The following is a 22,700-nucleotide window of genomic DNA, read 5'->3' as shown; positions in this document are numbered from 1 at the left end:
ATCCATCGGGCGGGGGTGAGGGCGAGGGTGCGGCTCCGCGTCGACTACCCGCGCCGGGGCCGCAGCGGGCTGCGGCGGTTCCTGCCGTCCTGGCGCCAGGTGCTGGGCCTGGCGCTGCTCTGCTGCGGCGCGCTGGCCGCGCTGGTCGGTTACGTCTACTCCACGGTGCGGATCGTGGACGTGAACGCCTCGGCCCGCACGGAGGCCACCGTCTACTACTGGGCGGACGGCACCCAGATGGTCAGCGTCGGGGCGGTCAACCGGCAGAACGTGCCCCTGTCCGACATCCCGGTCTCCCTCCAGAACGCCGTGATCGCGACCGAGAACGCCGGCTTCTACACCGACCCCGGCTTCTCGGTCCGCGGCCTCGCCCGGGCGGTGTCCAACATGGCGCAGGGGGAGGAGATCCAGGGCGGCTCCACCATCACGCAGCAGTACGTGAAGAACACGTACCTGACGCAGGAGCAGACCCTGGACCGCAAGCTGCGGGAGCTGTGCCTGGCGGTGAAGCTGTCCAGGAACCTGTCGAAGCAGGACATCCTCCAGGGCTACTTCAACACCAGCTGGTTCGGGCGCAACGCCTACGGGGTGCAGGCGGCGTCGGTGGCGTACTACGGCGTCGACGCCAAGGAGCTCGATCCGGCCCGCGGGGCCCTGCTGGCCGCGCTGCTCAAGGGCGGGGATCTGTACGACCCCTCCCTGAGCGAGGCCCACCACCGGCGTGCGGAGGCACGCTGGCGGTACGTGCTGGACCGGCAGGTGGAGCTGGGGTTCATGTCGAAGGAGGAACGGGCGAGGTACACCGTCTTCCCCGAGCCGCGCCCGCGGTCGGCGTCCCTGCCCACCAGCCTGTCCGGCCAGACCGGTTACCTGGTGGACGTGGCGAACAAGTACATCGAGCGGCGGACCGGACTGACCGCCGAGGACCTGGGCCGCGGCGGCTACCGCATCCGTACGACCTTCGACCGGGCCCTGGTGGAGCAGCTCGAACGGACCGTGGAGGACGTCACCGCCCGGTCGGCCGGAGCCGGCGGGGGCGTCCGGGGCCTCCAGGTCGGCGCCGCGTCCGTACGCCCGGACGACGGGGCCGTACTGGCCGTGTACGGCGGGCCCGACGCGACCGAGCACTTCGCCAACAACGCCGACACCTCGGGCGTGCCGGTGGGGTCCGCGTTCCGGCCGTTCGTCCTGGCGGCCGCGGTGCGCGACGGCGGCGGCCCGGACGGCGTGGAGGACGTGGACCCGCGGGACGTGGAACCGGGTACCGCGCGGGACGTGGCGGTCGGCGCGGGGCTGCTGCCGCAGAGCATGGCCCCCTTGGACCGGTCCTTCACCTCCGGCACGTCGACCCCCAGTGCCGTGCGGATGGCGGACGCGTACGCCACCTTCGCCAACGGCGGCCGGCACGCCGACCTGTACGCCGTCACCGCGATCACCTACCAGGGCGATCCCCTGGACGGCCTGGGGCGGCCGGGCGGGCGGCAGGTGCTGGACGGGGGCGTGGCGGAGGAGGTCGTGGAGGAGATGCGGGACGTGGCCGTGAACGCGCTGGACCCCGGTACCCTGCGCACGGTCGGCCCGGTCGCCGCGGGCCGCACCGACGCCGGGGACCGGCTGCCCGCCGCCTGGTTCGTGGGCGCGACGGAGGAGATGTCGACCGCCGTGACCGTGTTCCGCGCGGAGCCCGGCAAGGACGGTCTGCTGCCGCTGACGGGTGGTGAGGAACTGCCCCTGGAGGTGTGGTCGTCGTACACGACCACGATCCAGTAGGCGGCGAGGGTACGGCGAAGAGGCCGGCGTCCGCTCCCGGGCGCCGGCCTCTTCGCGTACGCGGTGCGGGTCAGCTGCCGGTTCCGCTGAGCCGGGCGAAGACCACCACGTTGTCGGAGTAGTAGCGCTGCGACTCGTCGTACTGGCCGCCGCAGGTGATCAGGCGCAGGCCCGCGTGGTCGATGTTCTTGTAGACCTCGACCGTGGGGAAGCGGTTCTTCGGGTACTGCGCGACGCGCTCGACCTCGAACGTGGCCTTCTTGCCGTCCTCGCGCTCGACCTCGATGGGGTCACCGGCCTTGAGCGAGGTGAGCCGGTGGAAGACGGAGGGCGCGCCGTTCCAGGTGACGTGGCCCGCGATCACGGCCGGGCCCTTGTCACCGGGGGTGGGGCCGGGGACGTACCACCCCGCCTTGGCGGGGTCCTTGGGGGTCTCCATGGCCCCGTCCTTGTTCTGCCCGAGCCGCTCCAGGGTGGAGGTGACGCCGATGGAGGGGATGGACAGGCTCCGGGGGGTGGGCTTCCCGTTCGCCGCGGGCTGCTGCTGTGCCTGCTGTCCCGGCTGCTGCTGTCCCGGCGGTTGCTGTCCCGGCTGCTGCTGCGGGGGCTGCTGTACGGAGGCCGACTGCGGTGCCTGCTCCCCGCCCCCGCACCCGGCGAGCAGGAGGCCCGCCGTCATGACGCCCGCCGCCGCGGCGCGGCCCCTCACGCGGCGCTCCTGCCGTACCCGGCGCGTGCGCGCCCCCGGACCCGTACGAACGCGCCGGCCACCGCCGCCACGCCCGCGGCTCCGGCGCCGAGCAGTGCGGCGCTGGTCTGCGCCGTCGCGGCGGTGCCGCCGCCGGTCTCGACGCCGCCGACCGGGATGGAGCCGACGGCCGCGCCTTCCACCAGGCCGCAGGTGGCGGGAGCGGTGGCCTCCTGCGGGAGCTTGGGGTCGAGGTCGCTCTTGCCGACGCCGAAGTCGTACTCCTCGTTGCCGTTCGGGTCGATGCCGTGCTGGACGACGTGCAGGTCCTTGATGTGGTCGGCGACGTCCTGGGAGACGTCGATGGTCCGTTCGTAGGACAGCTTGCCGTCCTTGTCGGCGACCGGCATGCGGTCGACGGCGAGCCCGCTGTCGGGTGTGGTGTCGCCCTCCGTGGTGAGGGAGATGTTGATGTCGCCGTAGATGGGCACGCCCTCGCTGGTGGTGACGATCCCGTCGCCGTCCTTGTCGGCGCTCGCGTCCGGGCAGCGGAAGTCGTGGCCGTCGGTGGAGCCGTGGATGTGCTGCGCGTGGGGCTGTCCCGGTGTGAGCCCCTCGGACTCGATCTTCACGGTCAGCCGGGTGCCGTCGAGGCTGAGCATCACCGTGCCGTTCGCGCCGGAGTCGTTCAGCGGGTCCAGGTCGATCTGGAACGCCGACCCTTCGGCGGTCTGACCGCCGGCCTGACCGCCGGTCCGTCCGCCGCCGTGGTCGTCGGCCGTGGCGGAGGGCGAGGCGGCCGCCGCGAGCGCGAGGGCGGCGGGCAGGGCGATGAGCGTGGTGAGACGTGCGGTACGGCGGGTCGTACGACGGCCGGTGCGCTGGGCTATCACGATGCGTTCGTTACCTTTCGGGTGTCGTCCGTCAGCCGGTGCGGCGGACCTGGGCGTGCTGGGGGGTGGGGGTGTGCGGCGGGAGCGTGGCGACCTGCGCCGTCTCGCTCAGCCGGGTCACCTGCGGCCGGGCCCGGTCGGCTGCCGCGGTGTCGGGGAGGGGCGGGGGCGGTGCGGCCCTGTGCCGCTCGTCGGGTCCGTTCGCCACCGAGGACCAGGTGCGCAGGCGGTGGCTGGCGGCCTCGTCGAGGGTGACGGGCCCGCCGCGCTGCTCGGCCAGCCGGCTGGCCTCGCGGCCGAGGGCCGCCACGTCGTCCCAGCCGAGGCTGAGCACCACGGAGAGCTCGGCGCCGCCGCCCGGGAGCCCTTGCATCATCGGTTCACTGCGATCGGTCATATCGCTCCTGTCGTCGAGCCTGTCGTCGAGGCAGAGACGTGTCGCCGCACCTGGCAGGGCGCAGGTAGCCGGTAGTACGCAGTGCGCGGGCGTCATGTTCACGGCGGGCCCGGGCGTGCCATCGTGGTCGTATGGGATCGCCGACGGGCAAGGACGTCGCCGTACTGGTCGGGTTGCAGGCGTCCGGGAAGTCCACCTTCTACGCACGCTGCCTGTCGGACCGGTACGCGCTCGTGAGCAAGGACCTGATGCCGCGGAAGGCCCGCCACAAGCAGGCGCGGCAGATGCGGCTGGTGCGGGAGCACCTGGCCGCCGGGCGGCCGGTGGCGGTGGACAACACCAATCCGTCGCCGCAGGAGTGGGAGCCGCTGGTGGAGCTGGCCCACGCCGAGGGGGCGACGGTGACGGCGTACTGGTTCCCACCGGACGTGGCGGGCTCGCTCCGCCGCAACGCCGCCCGCGAGGCCGGCGACCGCGTCCCGGACGTCGGCGTCCTGGCCACGCTCAAGCGGCTGCGCAGGCCGTCGCGGTCGGACGGGTTCGACGACGTACGGGAAGTGCGGTTCGACGGCCACGGCGGCTTCGAGGTGCGGTCGCTGCACCCCGTGCGGCCGTGAGGCGGCGGCCGGCCCCGCCGCACGGGGCCGGTGACAACGCTTACCGCTGAGCGGTGGTGCTGGCCCCGTCCAACGCTTCCCGGATGATGTCGGCGTGGCCGGAGTGATGGGCCGTCTCCCGGATCAGGTGGAGCAGGATCCGCCGCGCCGACCAGTAGACGGTCTCCGGCGGGGACCAGGGAGTCCTGGGAAGGGGGACGCTCCGGTCCAGGTCCGGCAGGGCGATCACAGCTTCTTCGAGCGTGCGCGACGCGGTCTCGTAGGTCTCCAGCAGCGCGGGGAGCGTGTCCTCCTCGCTCATGCGGTACTGCCCGGTGTCGAGCATGCCGTCCGGGACCTCCCCGTCCCCCTTGGCCATGATCCGCGCCCACACCCGCTCGCCACTGGCCATGTGCTTGACGATCCCGCCCAGCGTGAGCTCACTGACGGTCGTGCGCCGCGCGGCCTGCGCGTCGGTGATGCCGCGGACGGTGATGAGCAGCAGCTCCCGCTGCTCGGCGAGGGCGCGCAGCAACTTGCCGCGCTCGCCCGGGAGAGGGGAGGCGGGGCTCTGCGATGAAGTGGTCATGGACTGACCGTAGGAACCGTATAGGTCAGTTCGAGTCCTCCATTCCATCGACGCTGAGCACCAGCTTTCCGCGGGTACGGCCCGAGCGGCTGAGGTTCCACGCCTCCGCGGCCTGGTCGAGCGGCAGGACGCGCTCCACGTGGACCGTGAGGCGCCCTTCGTCGGCGAAGGCGGCGAGGGCCGCGAGGCCGTCGCTGTCGGGGCGTACCCACACGTAGTGGCCGCCCTTCGCCAAGGCGTCCGCGTCCACGATGGACGCCAGGCGCTCGGGGCTCTTCAGCAGCTCCCGGGAGACGTCCACCGCGCCCTCCCCGACGAAATCGAGCGCCGCGTCCACGCCCTCGGGCGCGAGCTCCCTGACCCGGTCGGCGAGCCCTTCGCCGTAGGCGACCGGCTCGGCCCCGAGGGAGCGCAGGAAGTCGTGGTTGCGGGGGCTGGCGGTACCGATGACGCGGGCGCCCAGGGCCACCGCGATCTGGGTGCAGAGGGACCCCACCCCGCCGGCCGCAGCGTGGACGAGGACCGTGTCGCCCTCGCGTACGCCGACGCGCTTGAGCGACTGGTACGCCGTCAGGCCCGCGAGTGGCACCCCGGCGGCCTCCTCCCAGCTCAGCGCGGCCGGCTTGCGCGCGAGCATGCGGACGTTCGCGGACACCAGTTGCGCGTACGCGCCGTGCTGGACCTCGTCCTTGCGGACGTACCCGTACACCTCGTCACCGACGGAGAACTCCCCGGCGTCCAGGCCCACGCGCTCCACGACGCCCGCCACGTCCCAGCCGGGGATCATGGGGAAGTGGGCCTCCATGAGTCCGTCGAGGAGTCCCTCGGCGATCTTCCAGTCGACCGGATTGACCCCCGCCGCCTTCACCCGGACCAGGACTTCGCCGGGCGCCACCTTGGGCTCGGGCAGCTCGACGAGGGCGAGCCGCTCCGGGCCGCCGTACTGCTGCAGTGCCATCGCTTTCATGATCACACCATAAGCATCGGTAACAGCGGACGGCGGGCGTTCCGGGAACACCTGAGCAGGTGTCGGGGCTGACCGGGGTGGTGCTGAGAAGATGGTGCGGAGTGCCGCACCACTCACGCGATGAGGAGGATGAGGAGGACTTCATGGACACCGCCGACGAAGGACGGCAGCAGTTGGACGCCGCGAGCGTACTGAACGCGAAGCAGACGCTGCTCCAGCTGCTCGCCCGGGCGGGGGTCTTCTCGGGCGATGCCGAGGAGTTGATCGGGCTCGTCGAGGCTGGAGCCCTCGCCGTCGCGTACCGGAACATCGGCGAGATCGGGCGGAGCGCTCCGGGCGGGAAGGGAGAGCTGTACGAGACGGGCTGGCTCGACGGCGCCCAGGCGGTCACCGACGGACTCGGCGACCTCGCCGACCGGGCGCTGCGGCAGGCCGTCGCCCCGGGGCCGTCCGCCTCCCCTCCGGACGACCGGCCTCCCGTCAGGAAGATGCAGGTGGAGCGGGCGAAGGTGGCGGTCATGCCTCTCTACCTCTCCTTCACCGACGTCTCCGACCTCGACCCCGAGGTCTCCGAACAGGTGCTCACGGCCGTCCTCGGCACCATGAACTCCCGCGAGCGGGCCGGGTACGCGGGGCGGCTGGCCGAGTTCGCCTCCGTCCACCGCGTACGCCTGGAACAGCTGTACGCCCAGTACGGCCCCGGCAGCACCATCGCCATCCACGGCCGCTACTCCCTCGTCCACTCCCCCACCAGCATCGCCGTGCTGGAACGGCTCGCCACGGCGCCGTCGGAACTGCGGGAGGAGTGGGACGCCGCCGAACTGCCGCCGGCGTGGCTGGACGGCCTCACGACCGCGTGGGGCGCTCCGGTCTGACCTGGGCGGGCCCCCGGCTCCACTACGCCGGCTGCCGCCGACGGCGCTCCGCCTCGGCGGATGTCGCCTCCGCCAGGGCGCGGGTGTATTCGAGGTCCCAGACCAGGCTGAAGGCCGCCAGCGAGAGGCGGTCGGCGTGGAGGGCGTGCAGCAGGCATCCCGCTCCGATCGCACCGGCGACGGCGCAGCGGCGGGCCGCCGGTGGCCGGCAGAGGCGGCGGGCGAGGCGCAGGAGCCAGTGCCGGTGGTGCAGGCTCTCGCGCACCGACGACAGGCGCTGGGAGTCGGGGACGAGTTGGTCGATGAGGACGTCGAAGTGGGCGCTGCGGGCCGGGATGCGGGTCCAGGTCCGAAGGGTGCGGTCGCTGTCGTGCCAGACGAGGGCGCCGGGGTCGAACGCGAACCGGCAGCCCAGGCGGGAGAGCCGGAAGCCGAGTTCGACGTCCTCCTGTCGGGCCAGGCGTTCGTCGAACCCGCCGATGGCGCGGAAGTCCGCGCGGCGGACCGCGAGGTTGCCGGTGTAGCAGTGGGTCCACGCCGGGGTGGTCTCGCCGCGGCTCAGCCGGGCGTATTCCCGTCCGAGACGGTCGGCGTCCCAGTGCGTCCAGGGCGGCAGGCGCCGCCCGGGCGGGGAGAGGATCGGGCCGAGGGACACCACGGGTCCGGCGGCGCGGCTCAGTGCGGCGTGGTGGCGGGCGACCAGCTCCGGGTGGGAGATGCAGTCGTCGTCGATGAACAGCACGTAGGGCGCGTCCGACAGGGCCACGCCCCGGTTGCGGCTCGCGGCGGGCCCCATGGACCGCTCGTTGCGGATGACCCGGACCGGGCGGGTGGGGTGGGACGCCTCGACGTGGCGCGCCACCGGGTCCCGGCCGCCGTCATCGACCAGGATCACGCCGAAAAGCGCGAAACCCTGGTGCCAGAGGGCGTCGAGACAGGCCGCCAGCTTGTGGGCCGGGCGGTCGCGGGTCGCGATGACGACGTCCAGCTCGGTGTCTCGTCCTCGTCCCTGTGTGTCCGCCATCCTGTCCGCCTTCATGTCCGCCTTCATGTCCGCCTCCCCGGTGTGTCCCCGGGGGGTGCGTAATGGGAGATCCAGACCGTGCGGTGCGCGTCCCCGAGGGCGAGCAGGTCCGACACGGTGATGGCGCGCAGCCCGCGCTGCGCCAGTCCGCCGATGAGGAGTCCGGTCATCCTGGCGCGGTCGAACGGAGGTTGCGGAGGGGTGGAGCCGCTGCCCGGCTCGTCGAGGCCCGCGCGGCCGTCGTGCGCGAGGACGATGGCGCCCTCGGTGACCTGGGCGGTGACGCCGTCCGCGACTTCGTGCTCGTCGCCGCCGCGCCAGTCGAGGCTGTCCAGGTCCCAGACGACGCAGTCGAGGCCGGCGTCCCGTACGCCGAGACGGCTCCGCAGCGTCTGGGCTCCGTACGGGGGCCGGAACAGCTCGACCGGGGCTCCGGCGATCGCCGCGAGTTCCGCTGCCGCCGACGCGAGGCGCGCCCGTACCGCCCGGCGTGAGAAGTGGACGAGGCTCTGGTGATCGGGTCCGTGCAGGGCGACCTCATGGCCCTCGGCGACCACCCGGCGGACGAGTTCGGGGTGCGGGCGGGCGTTGTTCAGCAGCATGAAGAACGTGGCGTGGCTCGCGGTGCCGGTGAGGACGTCGAGCACCCGGGGGGTCCACGTGCGGTCGGGTCCGTCGTCGAACGTCACGGCGACGTAGGGGAGGTTCGTCCGCACACACCGGACCGAGCCGAGCCAAGGGCCGGCGACCGCGTCGACGGCGTACCGCGCCGCTCGGCGGCCCCGTGGTCCCAGGGCTCTCCGCACCGCCTCGACCACGCCGGTCTCGGCGCTCGTCGCGTCCTGTCCCATCACGCACCTCCCGGGCAGCGCGCCGGCGGCGGGTCCGCTGCGGGGGCGGATGCGCGCGGGCGGCGTCGGCCTGCCCTGTCGTTCATGTCGAAACCCGGGTCGAAAGCTCCGCGAGGGCCGTTGGGGGACGCAGGAGGCCGGTCGCGCGGCCGCCGCGGCCGCTCGCGGCGCGGTCACGTCCACCAGCGGCGTACCACCTCCTCCGCGTCCTTGCCGCGCGGCGTGAAGTCGAGTGCGTCGTCCAGGCTGCCGTGCGGCGTCACGTCCCAGACCCACCAGAAGACACCGGCCCACCAGGGCCGGCCGCGGAAGCTCGCGAGCAGCGCCTCGTAGGCGGCCGCCTGCTCCGCCTCGTCCGGCGTCTTGCTGGTCGTCCAGGAGTACGGGGCGGTGGTGGACCCGCTCTGGCTGGCATAGCCGGCTTCGGTGAACAGGATCCGGCGACCGCGTTCGGCCGCGAACGCCGCCAGCTTCTCCCGGATGGGTTTCCAGGTGCGCGTCAGCGCCCGGACATCGCGGGTGGGCCGCGTGCTCAGGGGCCAGTAGGCGTCGACGCCGATCAGGTCCACGGCGTCCCAGAACGCGACCCGGTCGTATTCGTCGTAGTTGGCCGCGTACACCAACTGCCCCGGATAGCGGTCGCGCACCGCCCGGATGACCGCCAGCCAGTTGTCCCTGTCCCCCGAGACCCCCTTGAGTTCGGTCCCCACGGCGAACTGCTCCACCCCGGCCCGCGCGGCGAGGTCCGCGTAGTGGGTGATGAAGGCGGTGTAGGAGGCGAACCACACCTCGGGGATGGGTGGCCGGATGTGGCCCCGGTTCTCGGCGCCCGGCAGATCGACGTGCGGTTTGAGCAGGACCTTCAGTCCGCGCTGATGGGCCAGGGCGATCACCTTGCGCACTCCGGCGTCGTCGGGTGTCTGCCATGCCGCGCCTGCGGGCGCCCGGGTGATCTCGTCGGCGTCCGGACCGGCCTGGTACCACACGGGTACGATCTGGACCCATCCCGCGCCGACGTCGGCGATGTGGCGGAGATCGTTATCGAGTCCCCGCGCATCGTCGTAGCCGTCGCGGGAGTACGCGGGCAGGGCGAAACCGTGCTGCCGTTCCCGCGCCGGACCGGGCCCTGGGGGACCGGCGGACGCGGACGTCGCCATGGCGACGAGCAGGATGCTCAGCACGGCGGCGGCGAGGCACCGGGCGTGGCGCCTCAACGCACCATGCGGGCCAACGCCCTTGCCGGGAGAACGCCTGATGGCCGGCATGAAGGCATCGCCTCCTCACCCTCGCCGCGCGCGCGGCCGGGCCCGCGCGGACGCGCCGGTGCCGGGCGGCGACGGCGATCCCCCCGGAGTGGCCCTGTCGCCGCGGTAGAAGCAGACGGCGACGAGCAACCCCATCACCGCGGTGACGCCGAGGGCGTCGAAGGCCGGGAAGGTCACGCTGATGAGGAGAAGGGCGAGCAGCGCCGCCCGGCTGCCGATCCGCAGGGTGTGCGGCCGCCACTCCTCCGCGGGCGGGCCCCGCCGTACGACCGCCGCCACGATCACCAGCACGAGGAAGGCGGCCGCCGGTATCCCGATCTTCCATGCCAGCCAGAGGTACCCGTTGTGGGCGAAGGGGGTGGTGAGGGTGTCGAACGTGTCGTCCTTGCCCCAGGTGATGGTGGCGCCGAAGCCCGAGCCGGTCAGGGGCCGGCCGCTGATCTCCCCCAGGACGATCTTCGATTCGATCACCCGGTACTCGTAGGACCTGTCGACCTCGAGCCGGGTGACAGAGACAAGGCGTTCCACGGCCGTACGGACCTCGCCGGGTGCGAGCACGAAGAGGCACACCAGCAGCGACACGCCGCCGAGCGGTGCCCACCTCGCCGCGATCCGGCGTGCCTGGGCACCCGACATCATCAGCACGACGGCGCAGGCCACCGCCGTGGCGACCCAGAAGGTCCGCTCGTACGTCAGCCAGGCGCAGAGCGCGTTCAGGCACACGATCGCCGCCAGCAGCCACCGCGTCGGGGCCGACCGTACGCGGCCGGACACCAGCGCGGCCCAGGCCAGGGTCACGGCGACCGGGTAGGTGTACAGCCCGCCCTGCAGTGAGCCGCGGCCCGATGACGTGAGGTCCACACCGCGGCGTACCCCGATATCGGCCGAGGTCGTGTAGCTGATGGAGAAGCCCCACTGGATCAGGCCCCAGGCGCCCAGAGCCAACCCGATGGCGATCAGCGCGTCCTGGAGACGTCGGCGGGCCGCCTTGTCGCGGATCACCGGCCACGCCAGCACGAACGCACCCACGCCGAGCAGCACACGCCGGGCTTCATGGCCCGCCTCGCTCACGGCGGCTCCGTGGGCGATTCCCCAGGCCAGGGCCCCGGCGAGTACCACGGCGACGGCGACCGCGGCGAGGAGCGGCGCGTCGATCCGCTGCCGGCGGGTCAGGACCAGCCAGCCGACCCGGCACAGCCCGAGGACGAGGAGGACGTCGACGAGCAGCAGCCCGGGCCGGCCGGATCCGCCGACGACGGAGAACCGGTCCTGTACCTGGAAGGGCACGAGCACCGTGAGGGCGACGAGCGTGGCGAGGGCGGCGGCCGGAGCCGCGAACGCGAGCGGGATCACCACGAGCGCGGCGACGGCCGCGAGCGGGTCACCGGGCAGGAGGATCCCGAACGCGAAGGCCGACAGCACGGCGACACACGCCGTGCCCAGGGCGCGACGGTCCGGTCGGGCCACGAGCGGCGGCGGTGATGACGCCCGGTTCCGTCCGGCGGCCGCCCAGGTCACGGCGATCGCCTCCGGACGAGGGGCCGCAGCAGCACGGCCCCGGAGGCCGCCAGCCCGGCGGCGCCCGCGGCGCAGACGGCGACGCCCTCGGACGCCCCCGATGCCCTGAGGGACGCGAGCACGGCGAAGGTGACCGCGACCTGCCCCGCCACCGCGGCCACGATGGGGCGCACGGCGTGCCAGAGGTCCCGGGGTGTGGTCCCGGCGAGCCGCGCGCCGACGGTGGCGTACACCGCCACGTACGGGATGAAGACCACGAGGTGCGCGAGTGCGGCCCCGCGGATGCCGTCGACCGACACGAGGATCCACAGGGCGAAGGCCGTGGCGACGCAGCGGACGGCCATGACTTTGGCGCGGAAGGCGATGTGCCCGATCCCGGAGAGCGCCTCGCCGATGCAGTTGTCGATGGCGTAACCGATGCCTGCCACCCACAGCACCTGGAAGGCCGTCACCATGCCCGCCCATTCGGGCCCCAGCACTGCCGGCAGCACCACGGGGGCCAGCAGGATGCCGGCCGGCAGCAGCGGCAGCAGGAGCGCCGACATCAGGCGGACGGACTGCACCGTCCGCTCCCCGCTGGTTTCCGGGCTGGAGGCGGCGGCGGCGAAGAGCACCTTTCCGACCTGCTCGGAGAACTGCGTCGATGGCGCCATGGCGATGGTGAAGGCCAGGGCGTAGAGGCCGACGAGATGCGCGTCGCTGGAGAGGCCGACGATCAGGTAGTCGATGTTGGCGGCCAGCATCATGGTGACGCCGAACAGGAAGAACCACCGATCGCCGGTGCGCCCGTGTTCCCGGGCACCGGAGGCGTACAGCGCCGCCGGGTGATGGCGAAGACCGGGCAGACACAGCGCGGAGGTGAGCACCGCCAGCAGACCGAAGAGCACCACTTGGCGCATCACCAGCGACCAGACGCCCGCGCCGGCCAGGACCGCGGCCACGGCGACCGCCGCCGACGCGATGTTGGCGGCGGCCGTCGCCCCGGCGAGCCGCCGGAACCGCATCGACTTGTGCAGCAGCGCCGTGGGGATGACGGAGATCGCGTGCAGGGGCAGGCAGACCGCGAGCAGCGCGACGGCGGCCGCGTCGCCACCGCCCGCGAAGGTGCCGACCAGGGGGCCCGCGACCGCCGCCATCGCCGCGGCGAGCACCGCGCCGATGAGGAAGCAGCACCAGAAGGCGCGTACGAGATAGCCGCGGGTGAGCGACGGGTGCACCATGATGGCGCCGTAGGTGCCGCGTTCCACCAGCAGGGTGGCGATGTAGACGACGGCTGTTCCGACCGCCACGGTCCCGAAGCTCGCGGGCGGCAGGCGTCGTGCGAGGAAGATGAGCGATCCGTAGGCGAAGGCCTGGGCGACCAGGTGGCTGCCGGTCATCCACGAAGCGGAGGCGATCAGGCCGCGCCCGGTCAGCTCGCGCGGCCTCGTGGCCGTCTTGGTGCGGACGCTCACGGGACTGCCGGGCTGCGCGCCGACGTCGCCGATGACCCGCCGCGCCGCCACCGTACGCGCAGGGCGCCGACGGCCAGGTGGGCGGCGGTGGGAAGCCCCTGCACCAGGTAGCGGCGCCAGAGCCAGGGCTGCCTGGTGAGCCGCCAGGCCCATTCGAGGCAGAGCCGCTGTACGAGGTCCGGGGGGCGGGTGCGATCGCCGTTGATGAAATCGAAGCTCGATCCCACGCCCACGAACCAGGTGCCCGGCAGGGCGGAGCGCAGTGCGGTCATGACCGATGTCTGGGTCGCGAAGGGCAGGCCGAGGAACACGATGTCCGGGGACGCGGCGATCAGGGTGCGCGAGAGGGCCGCCAGCTCCGTGGCCATGGTCTCGGGCCGGACGTAGCAGGGGCGGGTTTCGGCGCGCAGCCCCGGGTTCGCCCGGGTGAGGCGGTCGGCGGCCCGCTGTGCCTCGCCGGGACGGCCCCCCGCGAGCAGGACGGAGCGCCCCCGCACGGCCGCTCCGGCGGCCAGTGCCCGGAGCATGTCCGTGCCCGTGATCTGCTGGGGCACCGGAGTTTTCTGGATCCGCAGCGCGACCACCAGCGGCATTCCGTCGGTGACGACGAGCTCGGTGTGCTCGAGCGTCCGCCGCAGCTTCGGTGAGCGCCGGTACTGCCGCAGGATGTCGATGTTCGGCGTCAGCACCTGTCCGCCCCGACCGTCCGCCAGGCTGTCGAAGACCTGACCGACGGCCTCGTCCAGCGTCACCGCGTGGAGGGGCATGCCCATGAGGCGGCGGATTCTCCGCGGCGGGGACGATCCGGGAGCAGGCGGCAGCATGGGGCTCACCTCCGCAGGATTTCCGGTGGGGCCACCGGGAGCTCGCGTCCGTCGGCCGCGACGTCGTCGCTCCGCGGCGCGCGGCGCCTGAGCCGCTCGATCGCGACGGCCGCGAGAACGCCGACGAAGAGCCCACCGACCGCCGCCATGCCGTGCGTCACGGCCGCGGGCATCTCCTTGACGCGCGCCGGGGGGCTGGTCGACTCGATCCCCAGGGTGGGGTCCACACCGGAATCGCGGACGAACCTGAGAAGTTGCAGCCTCCGGGACTCTTCCCCGGTGTTCGGGTCGTCGGCGGTGTTCCTGGCCGAGAAGTCGATGCGGCGCTCCAGTTCGGCGGAGATCGTCTGCCAGCGGTCCTCGAGAGCGGTTTCGGCGAACGTCTGCGCCAGGCGGACCGCCTCGCCCGGGTCGGCCGCTCGGGCGGTGACCCCGATCAGGTTCGTTTCCCCGACCGGTTTGACGTCGACGGCGGCGCGGACCGAGCCGGGCGTCCAACGGCCTCCGACGGACCGGGCGGTCTCGACCGCGACGCGGTGGGTGTCCACCAGTTGCGCGACCATGGCGGAGGTACGGGTGGCATCGCCCGCGTCCCGGACGAGGCTGGTTCCGACGAACGTCTCGTCCGATTGCGCGAGCGGCGTCACCGGCATCCTCGTGGTCGCGGTGTAGGAAGGGGCCCGTGGGCCCACGGCCACCATGCTCGCCACCAGGGCGGCGATCGTGGTGAGCACCACCAGTGGCCACCACCGCACGACGCCGCGGGCCGCGTCGGCACCCGCACCGCCGTTCCTGCGGTGCGGCGCGGGCCGCGTGCCGTCCGTCGCCGTGGCGGCCCCGGGGACGTGTCGGTTCGGGTCCCTTGTCATGTCTGCTGCCCATACGCGAGAAGGTGCACGTCGACCGCCAGGTTCTCGTCGAGGGACGGATCGGGTGCCACCGGACGGCCCAGTTGCGCGTCGATGGCACGGTTGAGATCGTGCGGATCCCCTGCCCGGAAGGTCTGTGAGGCGAGTTCTCCGAGGCCGCCCACGTTCGCCGCGGCGGTCGGCGTGCCCAGTTGACGGGCGACCGCGAGCACCCCGCTCTGGCTCGCCTTGTCGTACGGCAGGACGACGAGATCGGCCGCCGCGATCGCCGCCGCGAACTCCTCCAGCTCCAGGAACTCCACGCGTGCGGCGACGTCGACGCCGTAGGCCCTCGCGAGTTCCGCGCACCGGGGCCAGTCGCCACGGTCCTCGCCCACGACGGCCAACCGCCGGTTCGCGGGCCAGTGGCGGGCGCCCTCGATGAGCACGTCGAGCCGCTTCTCGGGCCGGATGCAGCCCGCGAAGAGGACCACGGACACGTCCGTACCGGCCCGCCACGTCTCGCGCCACCTGCGCCGCTCCTCGTCCGGTGCCTCGGGCACGAGCTGGACGAGCGGAGAACGGTGCGCGGTGAGACCGCGGCGGCGCAGAACGTCGACGTCCGCGTCGGAGTAGACGATGATCGCGTGCGGGACCCGAAGGGCGAGCCGCAGCAACGCGCCGTCCACACGGCCTCGTCGCGAGAACGTGTCGTGTGGTGAGTAGATCACCAGGCGATCCCTGAACCGCGCGACGCCCAGTGCGAGAAAGGTCAGTGCCCCGGCGGCGGCGATCCCCTGCACGTGCAGGACCGCGCCGGGTGGCACCGCGGCGTGCAGGTGCGGCAGCGTACGGCTGACGAACCTGCCGGCGATGGCACCGGAGCGGCGAGCGCCGGCCTGACCGTGGCGTGGCCACCAGGAGCACGGGCACAGCTCGACGCCCTCGAGGCGCACCTCCTCGTGCTCGTGCCCGGTGTGGAGCACCACGCGCCGACCGGACCGGCCGAGGAGCTGGCCGAGGCGGCAGGCGTGCTGGAAGACCCCGGCGTATCCCGATGGTTCGAACAGGTGGATCTCGGGATGCGCGGACGAGGTGTGGCGTTCGGGACGCATGCAAGAAGTCTGCGGTGGCGCCGTGGCGCGTTCATCGGCCGCCGAACCCGAGGTTTTCGCCGTGGGATACCCAGATACGGCGAGCGACGGGGCCGTCACGCGGAGCCCCTGCCGGACCGGGGTGGCCGTGGCACCCGGGCCCGGCCGTGGCTCCGGCGTGCGGCGGTCGCGCCCGAGGATTCCTAGACTGGAGGTGCACACGCTGCCGAGACTCACCACGCTGGGGACGGCCGTGACCGATCTGCTGGAACGCGGCGCCGTACTGCGGGACCTCGCGGACTGCCTGGAGCGGGCCGCACACGGCCATGGACAGCTGGTGCTGGTGCGCGGTGAGGCCGGCATCGGCAAGACCGCGGTCGTGCGGCGCTTCGCGGAGGAGACGGGCGGTGCGGGCCGTGCCCGGGTTCTGGTCGGGGCCTGCGACCCGCTCTCCGCGCCGCGCCCCCTCGGCCCCCTGATGGACGTCGCCGGAATGCTCGGTCCGCCGGCGTCCCAGGCCCTGGAGGCGGGGTTGCGGCGGCGCAGCGACCCGGGCGGGATCTTCGGCGGCGTGCTCGCCGCGCTCGGCGGCCGGACCGGGGGGCAGCCGAGCCTGCTGGTGATCGAGGACCTCAACTGGGCCGATCAGGCCACCCTGGACCTGGTGCGCTACCTGGCCCGGCGGATCGACCGGATCCCCCTCCTGCTGCTGGCCACCTATCGCGACGACGAGATCGGACCCGCCCACCCCCTGGCGGTGGTCCTGGGCGACCTCGCCGCGTTCACCGCGGTGCGGCGCCGCACGCTGGAGCCGCTGAGCCGCCGGGCGGTCGCCGATCTGACGGCCGCGGCCGGGGACCCGGTCGACGCCCACGAGCTGTACAGCAACACGCACGGAAACCCGTTCTACGTCACGGAGGTCCTGGCGGCCCGCACCTCCGGCGTCCCCACCACGGTCCGCGAAGCGGTGCTGGGCCGCATGGCGCGGCTCCCCGGGCGGGCGCGGGAGGTGGTGGAGACGGTGGCCGTCATCGGGCCCCGTGCCACCGAGCCGCTGATCGCCGCCGTGTCACCGGACGCGGCCCCGGCCCTCGAGGACTGCCTGGCGTCCGGAGTGCTGCGCCCGGACGGTCCGGTGCTGTACTTCCGCAACGAGCTGGCACGCCGGGCCGTCTGGGAGTCGCTCCCGGTCTACCGGCGCGCCAGGCTGCACGGCCGCGCCCTGGCGGCCCTGCGCTCGCGGCCGGTCGACCCGGGCGACCTCGCCCAACTCGCCTTCCACGCCGAGCAGGCCGGTGACGAGGCGGCCGTGGCCGAGTACGCCCCGAGGGCGGCCGCGTACGCCGCGGCGCTCGGCGCCCACCGGGAGGCCGCCGAACTGTACGGGCGGGCCGTGCGCAACCCGGCCGCCGGGCCCCCCGCGCGGCGCGTCGGTCTGCTCGAAGCCCAGGCGTACGAGAACTACGTGACCGGGAGCCTGCCGGAGGCGATCGACGCCTGGCGGGAAGCGGTCCGGCTGCGCCACGAGCAGGGCGACCGGCGCCGCGAGGCGGAGGACCTGCGCAGGCTCTCCCACCTGCACTGGCTCGCGGTCCACGCGACGGACGCCCGGCGGGTGGGCCTGGACGCCGTTCGCGTGCTGGAGGGGGAGGGCCCGACCCGGGAACTCGCCTGGGCCTACGCCAACCTCGCCCAGCTGGCCTGCCTCGGCTACGACCCCGCGACGACGGCCGACTACGCGGGCAGCGCCGCCGAAGTGGGGCTGGGCCTGGACGAGCCCGCTCTGACGACGCACGCGCGCCTCTGCGAGGCCCTGGTGCGCGTGGCCTGCCGCGGGGAGGGCTGGGAGATGTTCGAGGACGCCTGGCAGGCGGCCATGGCCGAGGACGGCATGGCGGAGGACGCCTGCGAGATGGGGGCGGTGGCCTGCTGGACCGCGGCGCTCCACCACGACCTGCCGCGCCTCGACCGGCTCACCGTCCGCACCTGCGCGTACTGCCGCGAACGGGAACTCCCGACGTTCCTCGTGCTGGCCCTCGGAGCGGCCGGTCTGGGCATGCTGCACCGGGGCCACTGGACGCGGGCCGCCCAGAAGGCGGGCGACGTGCTGGGCCGGAACCCGCAACCGCTGCACCGGCTGCTGCCCTTGGTGACGTCGGCCCTGGTCAGGGCGCGCCGGGGTGAACCGGGGGTGTGGCCGCTGCTGGACGAGGCACTTTCGTACGGCGAGGAGGGGGACCTCTTCCTGGCGGGCCCGGTGTGGGCGGCCCGCGCCGAGGCGGCCTGGCTCGAAGGGGACGACGGCCTCGCCGTGGCGGAGGCCGAGCACGGCCTGAAGGCGGTCACCATGGACAGTGACCCCTGGCTCGTCGGCGGAATGCTGCGCTGGTCCCGGCTGGCGGGCGGCGACCCCCCGCAGACGCGCGTGGCGGAGCCGTACGCCCTGGAGCTGGCCGGGCGGTGGCGCGACGCGGTGCGCGTGTGGGACGGGCTCGGCTGCCCGTACGACGCGGCGCTGGCCGGCCTCGACGGTGATGTGCCCGCCATGCGGCAGGCGCTGGAGACGTTCCGCTCCCTGGGGGCCCGCCCCGCAGCGGACCGCGCCCGGGAACGCCTGCGGGCGGCCGGGGTGCGGCGCTCCCCGTACGGCAAGCGCGCCTCCACGTCCGCCAACCCGTACGGCCTGACCGAGCGGGAGCGGGAGGTCCAGCGCCTGCTGTGCGAGGGACTCACCAACCGGGAGATCGCCGCCCGGCTCTACATCTCCCCCAAGACCGCCGGACACCACGTGGCCGCCGTGCTCGCGAAACTCGGCGTCCACACTCGCGAGCAGGCCGCCATCGCACTCGACGACGACGCGTCGAGGTGAGCGGCGAACACCCGCCGTGCCGTCGCGGCCACCCGCCGAATCTGGGTATCCCGCCGTGAAGAAATCGGCTCCGGCGACCGATGAACCCGCTCCCGGGCCACCGCAGACTGGTCCCACCGTGAGCCCGGAGGCCCGGACCGCCTCGGGCGCGCGGGGAAGGCGGAACAAGTCCGCGGCATCCCTTGGCGGCGCCGGACGTAGGAGAGTGTCACATGGCGAGGCGCATCCGCGTGGTCACGTTCCTGGGCACACGGCCCGAGGTCATCAAGATGTATTCGCCCGTACGGGTACTACGCGATCTGGATTCGGTCTTCGAGACGACCGTGTGCTCCAGCGGGCAGCACGCGGAGCTGTTGTCCGACGCCCTCACGACCTTCGGGATGAGCGTCGACCACGAGTTGGCGGTGATGCGGAAGAACCAGCGACCCGCCGAGGTGGCGTGGAGAGTGGGGCAGTGGGCCGCCGACATCTGTGACCGCGTCCATCCGGACGTCGTCATGGTGCAGGGGGACACCACGACCACCATGGCCGCCGGTGTCGCGGCCTTTCACTCCTCCACACGCGTGGCCCACATCGAAGCCGGACTGCGAACCTATGACAACAGCGCCCCGTGGCCCGAGGAGGGCCACCGGCGGATCCTCGGCGCGATCGCCGATCTGCACTTCGCTCCCAGCGAGATGGCCGCGGCGAACCTCGTACGCGAAGGCGTGGATCCGGACCGGGTGTTCCTCACGGGGAACACCGGGATCGACGCGCTCCACTGGGCCCTCTCACGTCCGCGCAAGACGGCTGCGCCCCCCGGAGGGCAGCGCCGCATCGTCATCACGGCGCACCGGCGCGAGAGCATTCCCGACGGGATCAGATCCGTGTTCAGCGCTGTCCGCGAGCTGGCGGGCCTCTACCCGGACGTGCGCTTCCAGTGGGTGAGCCATCCGTCTCCGCCGGTCAAACGGATGCTCCAGCAGAGCATGGACGGGAACCGTCCGGAGAACGTCGAGGTGCTGGCGCCCTGCAGTTACGTACCGTTCATGCACATGCTCGCCGACTCGTACGCGATCGTGACGGATTCGGGCGGCATCCAGGAGGAAGCGCCCGCCCTGGGCAAACCGCTCCTCGTGGTCAACCGCCGCACGGCACGCGAGGAGCCCCTCAGGGCCGGGACGTCCAACCTCGTCGGAACCGACCCGAAGGACATCGTCACGGCGGTGGCCACCCTGCTCGACGACCCCGCCCACTACGCGCGCATGGCCACGCGCCACGACCCCTATGGGGACGGCCTCGCCGGCGAGCGGATCGTAAAGACCCTCGCTGACGTGATCGCGCCCTCGGTGGGAACGGAGTTCCCGCGATGACGGCGGCGTACGCGATCGCCGGTACGCGGTTGTCCGCCGAGACGGCGGGGGCCGCCCGGGACATCGAACGCTGGCTGCTGCGCAGCGGCGTGCAGATCGAGGACGGCGACGAGCGCGGAGCGGTCGCCGGATGGCTGGACCGGGAGGGACGAGCGGAGTTCGTCTACCTCGAGATCACCGGCTATTACCTGACCGCGATGGCCTGGTTGGCCTCGGGCGCCGCGAGCTCTCCGGAGCGGGCAGCCGAGGCACTCCGGAACGGCCGGCGGGCGTTGGACTGGATCAGCCGCTCCTGGACGGAACAGGGAGTGCCGCCGACGCGGCTGTACCTGTCGACCGGTCGCTCCGACTGGCGGAACGACGCGGTGTTCACGTTCGACCTGGCGATGGCGGCGCGGGGAGCCGCCGGCTTCGGCGACGTCGCCCGGCACGGCGCGTGGCGGAAGCCGGCCGCCGGCCTCTGCGGCATCATCGACGGCATCTGCGCGGGAGCCGACGTCCTGCGATCCCATGACGCGGTCGCCGGCGCGACCCTTCCCTCCCGCTGGTCGACACAGCCGGGTCCGCACCACCTGAAGGCGGCAGCCGCGCTGCTCGGGATCCCCGAGGACGTCCTCGGGACACCTCTCCGGCGCATCGGCCACCGGACCTGTGAGCACTGGAAGGCGGTGCTCCAGGAAACCTGGCCGTGCCGTGAACTGCACCCGCTCCTCTACGCGATCGAGGGCCTGCTCATCGGGGCGTCCCCGGAAGCCGGGGCCCTGGGAGCCGCCGAAAGGATCTACACCCGCCTGATGGAGCTCCAAAAGGCCGACGGAGCCCTTGCGGAGACCACGGGAGGCGGGATCGTACGCTCCGACGTGCTTGCCCAGGCCCTGCGCATCGGCCTCCTGCTGCGCGGCCGCGGATACCTGCGGGAGGACCACTGGGCCGGACGTCTGGAGGCGCTGACGCGGGCGCTGCTCGGCTTCGTACGGCCGGACGGAGGCGTGCTCTTCTCGGGTGACCAGGACATCGCCAACGTCTGGTGTGCGATGTTCGCCCACCAAGCGCTGCTCCTGCACTCCCGCGCTCGCGGTTACTCGCGCAGCGCCGACCAGGCTCATTTGTTCGCCATGGCCTCGCAGCTGTTGGTGTGAGCGGCAGACTGGTGTGAGCGGCCGACTGACGGACCGGCAAAGGCCAACCGGCGCAAGCGCATGGCTACGAGGAGGTGGCCACTAGTAGGCGCCTCGGTGCTCGAGCACGGCCGGTACCGTCCTGACCAGGAGCCGGATGTCCATCGCGAAGCTCCAGTGGGCGATGTAGTGCAGATCCATCCGCACTTGCTCGTCGAACTCGACGTCGGAACGGCCGCTGACTTGCCAGACGCAGGTGATACCGGGCTTCACGAGCAATCGCTGCCGCTCCAGCGGACCGTAACGCTCGCACTCCTCCGGAAGAGGGGGTCGCGGCCCGACCAGACTCATCTCGCCGTGGAGGACGTTCAGCAGCTGTGGCAGCTCGTCGATGCTCCACTTGCGAAGAACGCGTCCCACCGGGGTGACCCTCGGATCGCGACGAATCTTGAAGAGGGGCCCAGCGCATTCGTTCAGGTTCAGATACTCCGACCGCTGAGACTCCGCATCCACACACATCGACCGGAACTTGAACATGATGAAAGGCCGCCCGTCGCGGCCGACACGCTCTTGCAGGTAAAAGACCGGCCCCGCGGAAGACAGCTTGATGGCGCACGCCGCCGCCAGAAAGACCGGCCACAGCAGGATCAGCGCCGACAGGGCCAGAGCAATGTCAAGAACACGCTTTTCAAGCAGTTGACGGCTGCTCGCCGCAAGAAGGCCGCCTTCGATACGTGGCAGGACATCGGCACCTGTGGTCGGGGCGGCCCCCGAGTGGACCCGTAGGCTGGTTCTGTCACGTTCGTGGGGCATGCAAGCAGTCTGCGGTGGCGCCGAGGCGGGTTCATCGGCATCAGGACCCCATCTCTCCCCACGGGATACCCAGATGCATCGGCGACGCCCACGGAGAACGGCTGGAGTCCGAAGCGCCGGAACGCAGGGAGCGCAACGGCATGTCGGCGACCGGTCGGCGAGAGGTGATGTGCCTGTCGGGAGCCACGCTCGTGGCCCTGGGGAATCGCGCTGTGCGAGACTGCGCGCCACGCGGGTGCTCGTGGGGGGGGGCGACTGGTGGGTGTGTTGAAGAGCGTGAGCATGCGGGTGGGGCTGGTTCCGGTGCTCACGGGGGCGCTCCTTCTTTCTCTGACGGGGTGCTCGCCGGAGCAGCGTCCGCTGGTGGCGGTGTACGCGGACCAGCGGGGTGCCCCGTACGCGCTGCTGAGGTCGTGCGACGACGACGGCCGGGTGCGCGGGCCCGGGCTGCGCGGCACCCTCGCGCGGGGTACGGAAGGGGCCGCACCGGACGAGGCGCGGGGCAGCGCACCGGCGGAACCCCTGGCGGAGGACTCCTGGATCGGTTGGGACACCCCTGGGCCGCACAAGGCTGCCGACTTCCCCCTGTTCGCCCCGCCCTCGTCATGGGCGGCCGAGACCCGTGGTCCGCAGAGCCTGCAACCGGGTTACTCGTATGAGCTCGCGTTCGCCGATCCCGACGACTCCTACGTCTACACCGCCTCGGTGACGTTCGACGCCCGGGAGCTCGCGGGGCTGCCGGCCGGAGAGGTGCTGACCGGCCAAGGCGCCATGACCCGAGAGGCGTTCGAGGACCTCGCACGCCAGGCCTGCCGAGGGTGACCGCTCACCCGCGTACCCGCCGCGCCGCGTCGGGGCACCGCGTCGCCGACTGGGCCGCTCGGGGTATGCCGGG

The 22,700-nt window shown here is 72.8% G+C and carries 21 protein-coding genes; 7 read left to right on the top strand and 14 right to left on the bottom strand.

Going from position 1 to position 22,700, the window contains the following annotated elements:
* The first annotated feature begins 27 nt into the window (after positions 1-27).
* Positions 28-1,770: a transglycosylase domain-containing protein gene (locus AC07FJ_RS06980; protein WP_479046106.1), complete on the top strand. Its 1,743-nt coding sequence runs from the start codon at positions 28-30 to the stop codon at positions 1,768-1,770.
* A gap of 70 nt (positions 1,771-1,840) precedes the next feature.
* Here AC07FJ_RS06980 and AC07FJ_RS06975 read toward each other — a convergent pair whose 3' ends face one another.
* The 3 genes from AC07FJ_RS06975 to AC07FJ_RS06965 are packed head-to-tail and all read right to left on the bottom strand — an operon-like array spanning position 1,841 to position 3,748.
* Complete coding sequence (locus AC07FJ_RS06975) at positions 1,841-2,479, bottom strand: class F sortase (RefSeq protein ID WP_479046103.1); 639 nt, start codon at positions 2,477-2,479, stop codon at positions 1,841-1,843.
* Entirely contained in the window at positions 2,476-3,351 is an 876-nt protein-coding gene (locus AC07FJ_RS06970; RefSeq protein WP_479046101.1) for a hypothetical protein, read from the bottom strand. The genes AC07FJ_RS06975 and AC07FJ_RS06970 overlap by 4 nt, the downstream gene beginning before the upstream one ends.
* 31 nt (positions 3,352-3,382) lie before the next feature.
* Positions 3,383-3,748 (bottom strand): hypothetical protein, encoded by a 366-nt coding sequence (locus AC07FJ_RS06965; RefSeq protein WP_468283272.1) that lies wholly within the window; start codon positions 3,746-3,748, stop codon positions 3,383-3,385.
* Positions 3,749-3,879: 131 nt separating this feature from the next.
* Between AC07FJ_RS06965 and AC07FJ_RS06960 the strand changes: the two genes are divergently transcribed.
* Positions 3,880-4,365, top strand: a complete 486-nt coding sequence (locus AC07FJ_RS06960) for an AAA family ATPase (protein ID WP_479046099.1) — start codon at positions 3,880-3,882, stop codon at positions 4,363-4,365.
* Between the two features lie 40 nt (positions 4,366-4,405).
* Here AC07FJ_RS06960 and AC07FJ_RS06955 read toward each other — a convergent pair whose 3' ends face one another.
* Both AC07FJ_RS06955 and AC07FJ_RS06950 read right to left on the bottom strand, forming a co-directional pair.
* On the bottom strand, positions 4,406-4,933 hold the full coding sequence (locus AC07FJ_RS06955; RefSeq protein ID WP_479046097.1) for a DinB family protein: 528 nt from the start codon (positions 4,931-4,933) through the stop codon (positions 4,406-4,408).
* A 25-nt stretch (positions 4,934-4,958) separates the two neighbouring features.
* Complete coding sequence (locus tag AC07FJ_RS06950; RefSeq protein WP_479046095.1) at positions 4,959-5,900, bottom strand: NADP-dependent oxidoreductase; 942 nt, start codon at positions 5,898-5,900, stop codon at positions 4,959-4,961.
* Positions 5,901-6,043: 143 nt separating this feature from the next.
* On the opposite strand from AC07FJ_RS06950, the gene AC07FJ_RS06945 reads away from it, so the two are divergent.
* Complete coding sequence (locus tag AC07FJ_RS06945) at positions 6,044-6,775, top strand: hypothetical protein (protein ID WP_479046092.1); 732 nt, start codon at positions 6,044-6,046, stop codon at positions 6,773-6,775.
* Positions 6,776-6,797: 22 nt separating this feature from the next.
* On the opposite strand, the gene AC07FJ_RS06940 is transcribed toward AC07FJ_RS06945, so the two are convergent.
* The 8 genes from AC07FJ_RS06940 to AC07FJ_RS06905 form a co-directional block, all read right to left on the bottom strand.
* A complete protein-coding gene (locus AC07FJ_RS06940; protein ID WP_479046090.1) occupies positions 6,798-7,799 on the bottom strand; it encodes a glycosyltransferase family 2 protein in 1,002 nt (333 codons plus the stop codon).
* Between the two features lie 23 nt (positions 7,800-7,822).
* A complete protein-coding gene (locus tag AC07FJ_RS06935) occupies positions 7,823-8,650 on the bottom strand; it encodes a polysaccharide deacetylase family protein (RefSeq protein WP_479046087.1) in 828 nt (275 codons plus the stop codon).
* 173 nt (positions 8,651-8,823) lie between these two features.
* Positions 8,824-9,864: a glycoside hydrolase family 113 gene (locus AC07FJ_RS06930; RefSeq protein ID WP_479046086.1), complete on the bottom strand. Its 1,041-nt coding sequence runs from the start codon at positions 9,862-9,864 to the stop codon at positions 8,824-8,826.
* 66 nt (positions 9,865-9,930) lie between these two features.
* Positions 9,931-11,382, bottom strand: coding sequence for an O-antigen ligase family protein (locus AC07FJ_RS06925; protein ID WP_479046084.1), 1,452 nt, complete (start codon positions 11,380-11,382; stop codon positions 9,931-9,933).
* Positions 11,383-11,429: 47 nt separating this feature from the next.
* Entirely contained in the window at positions 11,430-12,887 is a 1,458-nt protein-coding gene (locus AC07FJ_RS06920; RefSeq protein ID WP_479046083.1) for an oligosaccharide flippase family protein, read from the bottom strand.
* The gene (locus AC07FJ_RS06915) at positions 12,884-13,660 is read right to left on the bottom strand and encodes a WecB/TagA/CpsF family glycosyltransferase (protein WP_479046081.1); all 777 of its coding nucleotides are present in this window, start codon (positions 13,658-13,660) and stop codon (positions 12,884-12,886) included. Before AC07FJ_RS06915 ends, AC07FJ_RS06920 begins: the two co-directional genes overlap by 4 nt.
* 56 nt (positions 13,661-13,716) lie before the next feature.
* Entirely contained in the window at positions 13,717-14,580 is an 864-nt protein-coding gene (locus AC07FJ_RS06910; RefSeq protein ID WP_479046079.1) for a YveK family protein, read from the bottom strand.
* Complete coding sequence (locus AC07FJ_RS06905; protein ID WP_479046076.1) at positions 14,577-15,674, bottom strand: glycosyltransferase; 1,098 nt, start codon at positions 15,672-15,674, stop codon at positions 14,577-14,579. Before AC07FJ_RS06905 ends, AC07FJ_RS06910 begins: the two co-directional genes overlap by 4 nt.
* A 193-nt stretch (positions 15,675-15,867) precedes the next feature.
* Between AC07FJ_RS06905 and AC07FJ_RS06900 the strand changes: the two genes are divergently transcribed.
* The 3 genes from AC07FJ_RS06900 to AC07FJ_RS06890 all read left to right on the top strand — a co-directional run bounded on the left by AC07FJ_RS06900 (position 15,868) and on the right by AC07FJ_RS06890 (position 21,013).
* Positions 15,868-18,522, top strand: coding sequence for an ATP-binding protein (locus tag AC07FJ_RS06900; RefSeq protein ID WP_479046075.1), 2,655 nt, complete (start codon positions 15,868-15,870; stop codon positions 18,520-18,522).
* A gap of 212 nt (positions 18,523-18,734) precedes the next feature.
* A complete protein-coding gene (wecB, locus tag AC07FJ_RS06895; protein WP_479046073.1) occupies positions 18,735-19,874 on the top strand; it encodes a non-hydrolyzing UDP-N-acetylglucosamine 2-epimerase in 1,140 nt (379 codons plus the stop codon).
* The gene (locus tag AC07FJ_RS06890) at positions 19,871-21,013 is read left to right on the top strand and encodes a hypothetical protein (protein WP_479046071.1); all 1,143 of its coding nucleotides are present in this window, start codon (positions 19,871-19,873) and stop codon (positions 21,011-21,013) included. The genes wecB and AC07FJ_RS06890 overlap by 4 nt, the downstream gene beginning before the upstream one ends.
* 81 nt (positions 21,014-21,094) lie before the next feature.
* Here the strand turns inward: AC07FJ_RS06890 and AC07FJ_RS06885 are convergent, their stop codons facing one another.
* Positions 21,095-21,805 carry a sugar transferase gene (locus AC07FJ_RS06885; protein ID WP_479046069.1) on the bottom strand — a complete coding sequence of 237 codons (711 nt, stop codon included), beginning with the start codon at positions 21,803-21,805 and terminating at the stop codon, positions 21,095-21,097.
* Between the two features lie 282 nt (positions 21,806-22,087).
* On the opposite strand from AC07FJ_RS06885, the gene AC07FJ_RS06880 reads away from it, so the two are divergent.
* On the top strand, positions 22,088-22,627 hold the full coding sequence (locus AC07FJ_RS06880; RefSeq protein WP_479046929.1) for a hypothetical protein: 540 nt from the start codon (positions 22,088-22,090) through the stop codon (positions 22,625-22,627).
* The last annotated feature ends 73 nt before the right edge of the window (positions 22,628-22,700 follow it).

Source organism: Streptomyces sp. NPDC045998, from assembly GCF_056430285.1.
This window is presented reverse-complemented; position numbering and strand designations above follow the sequence as displayed.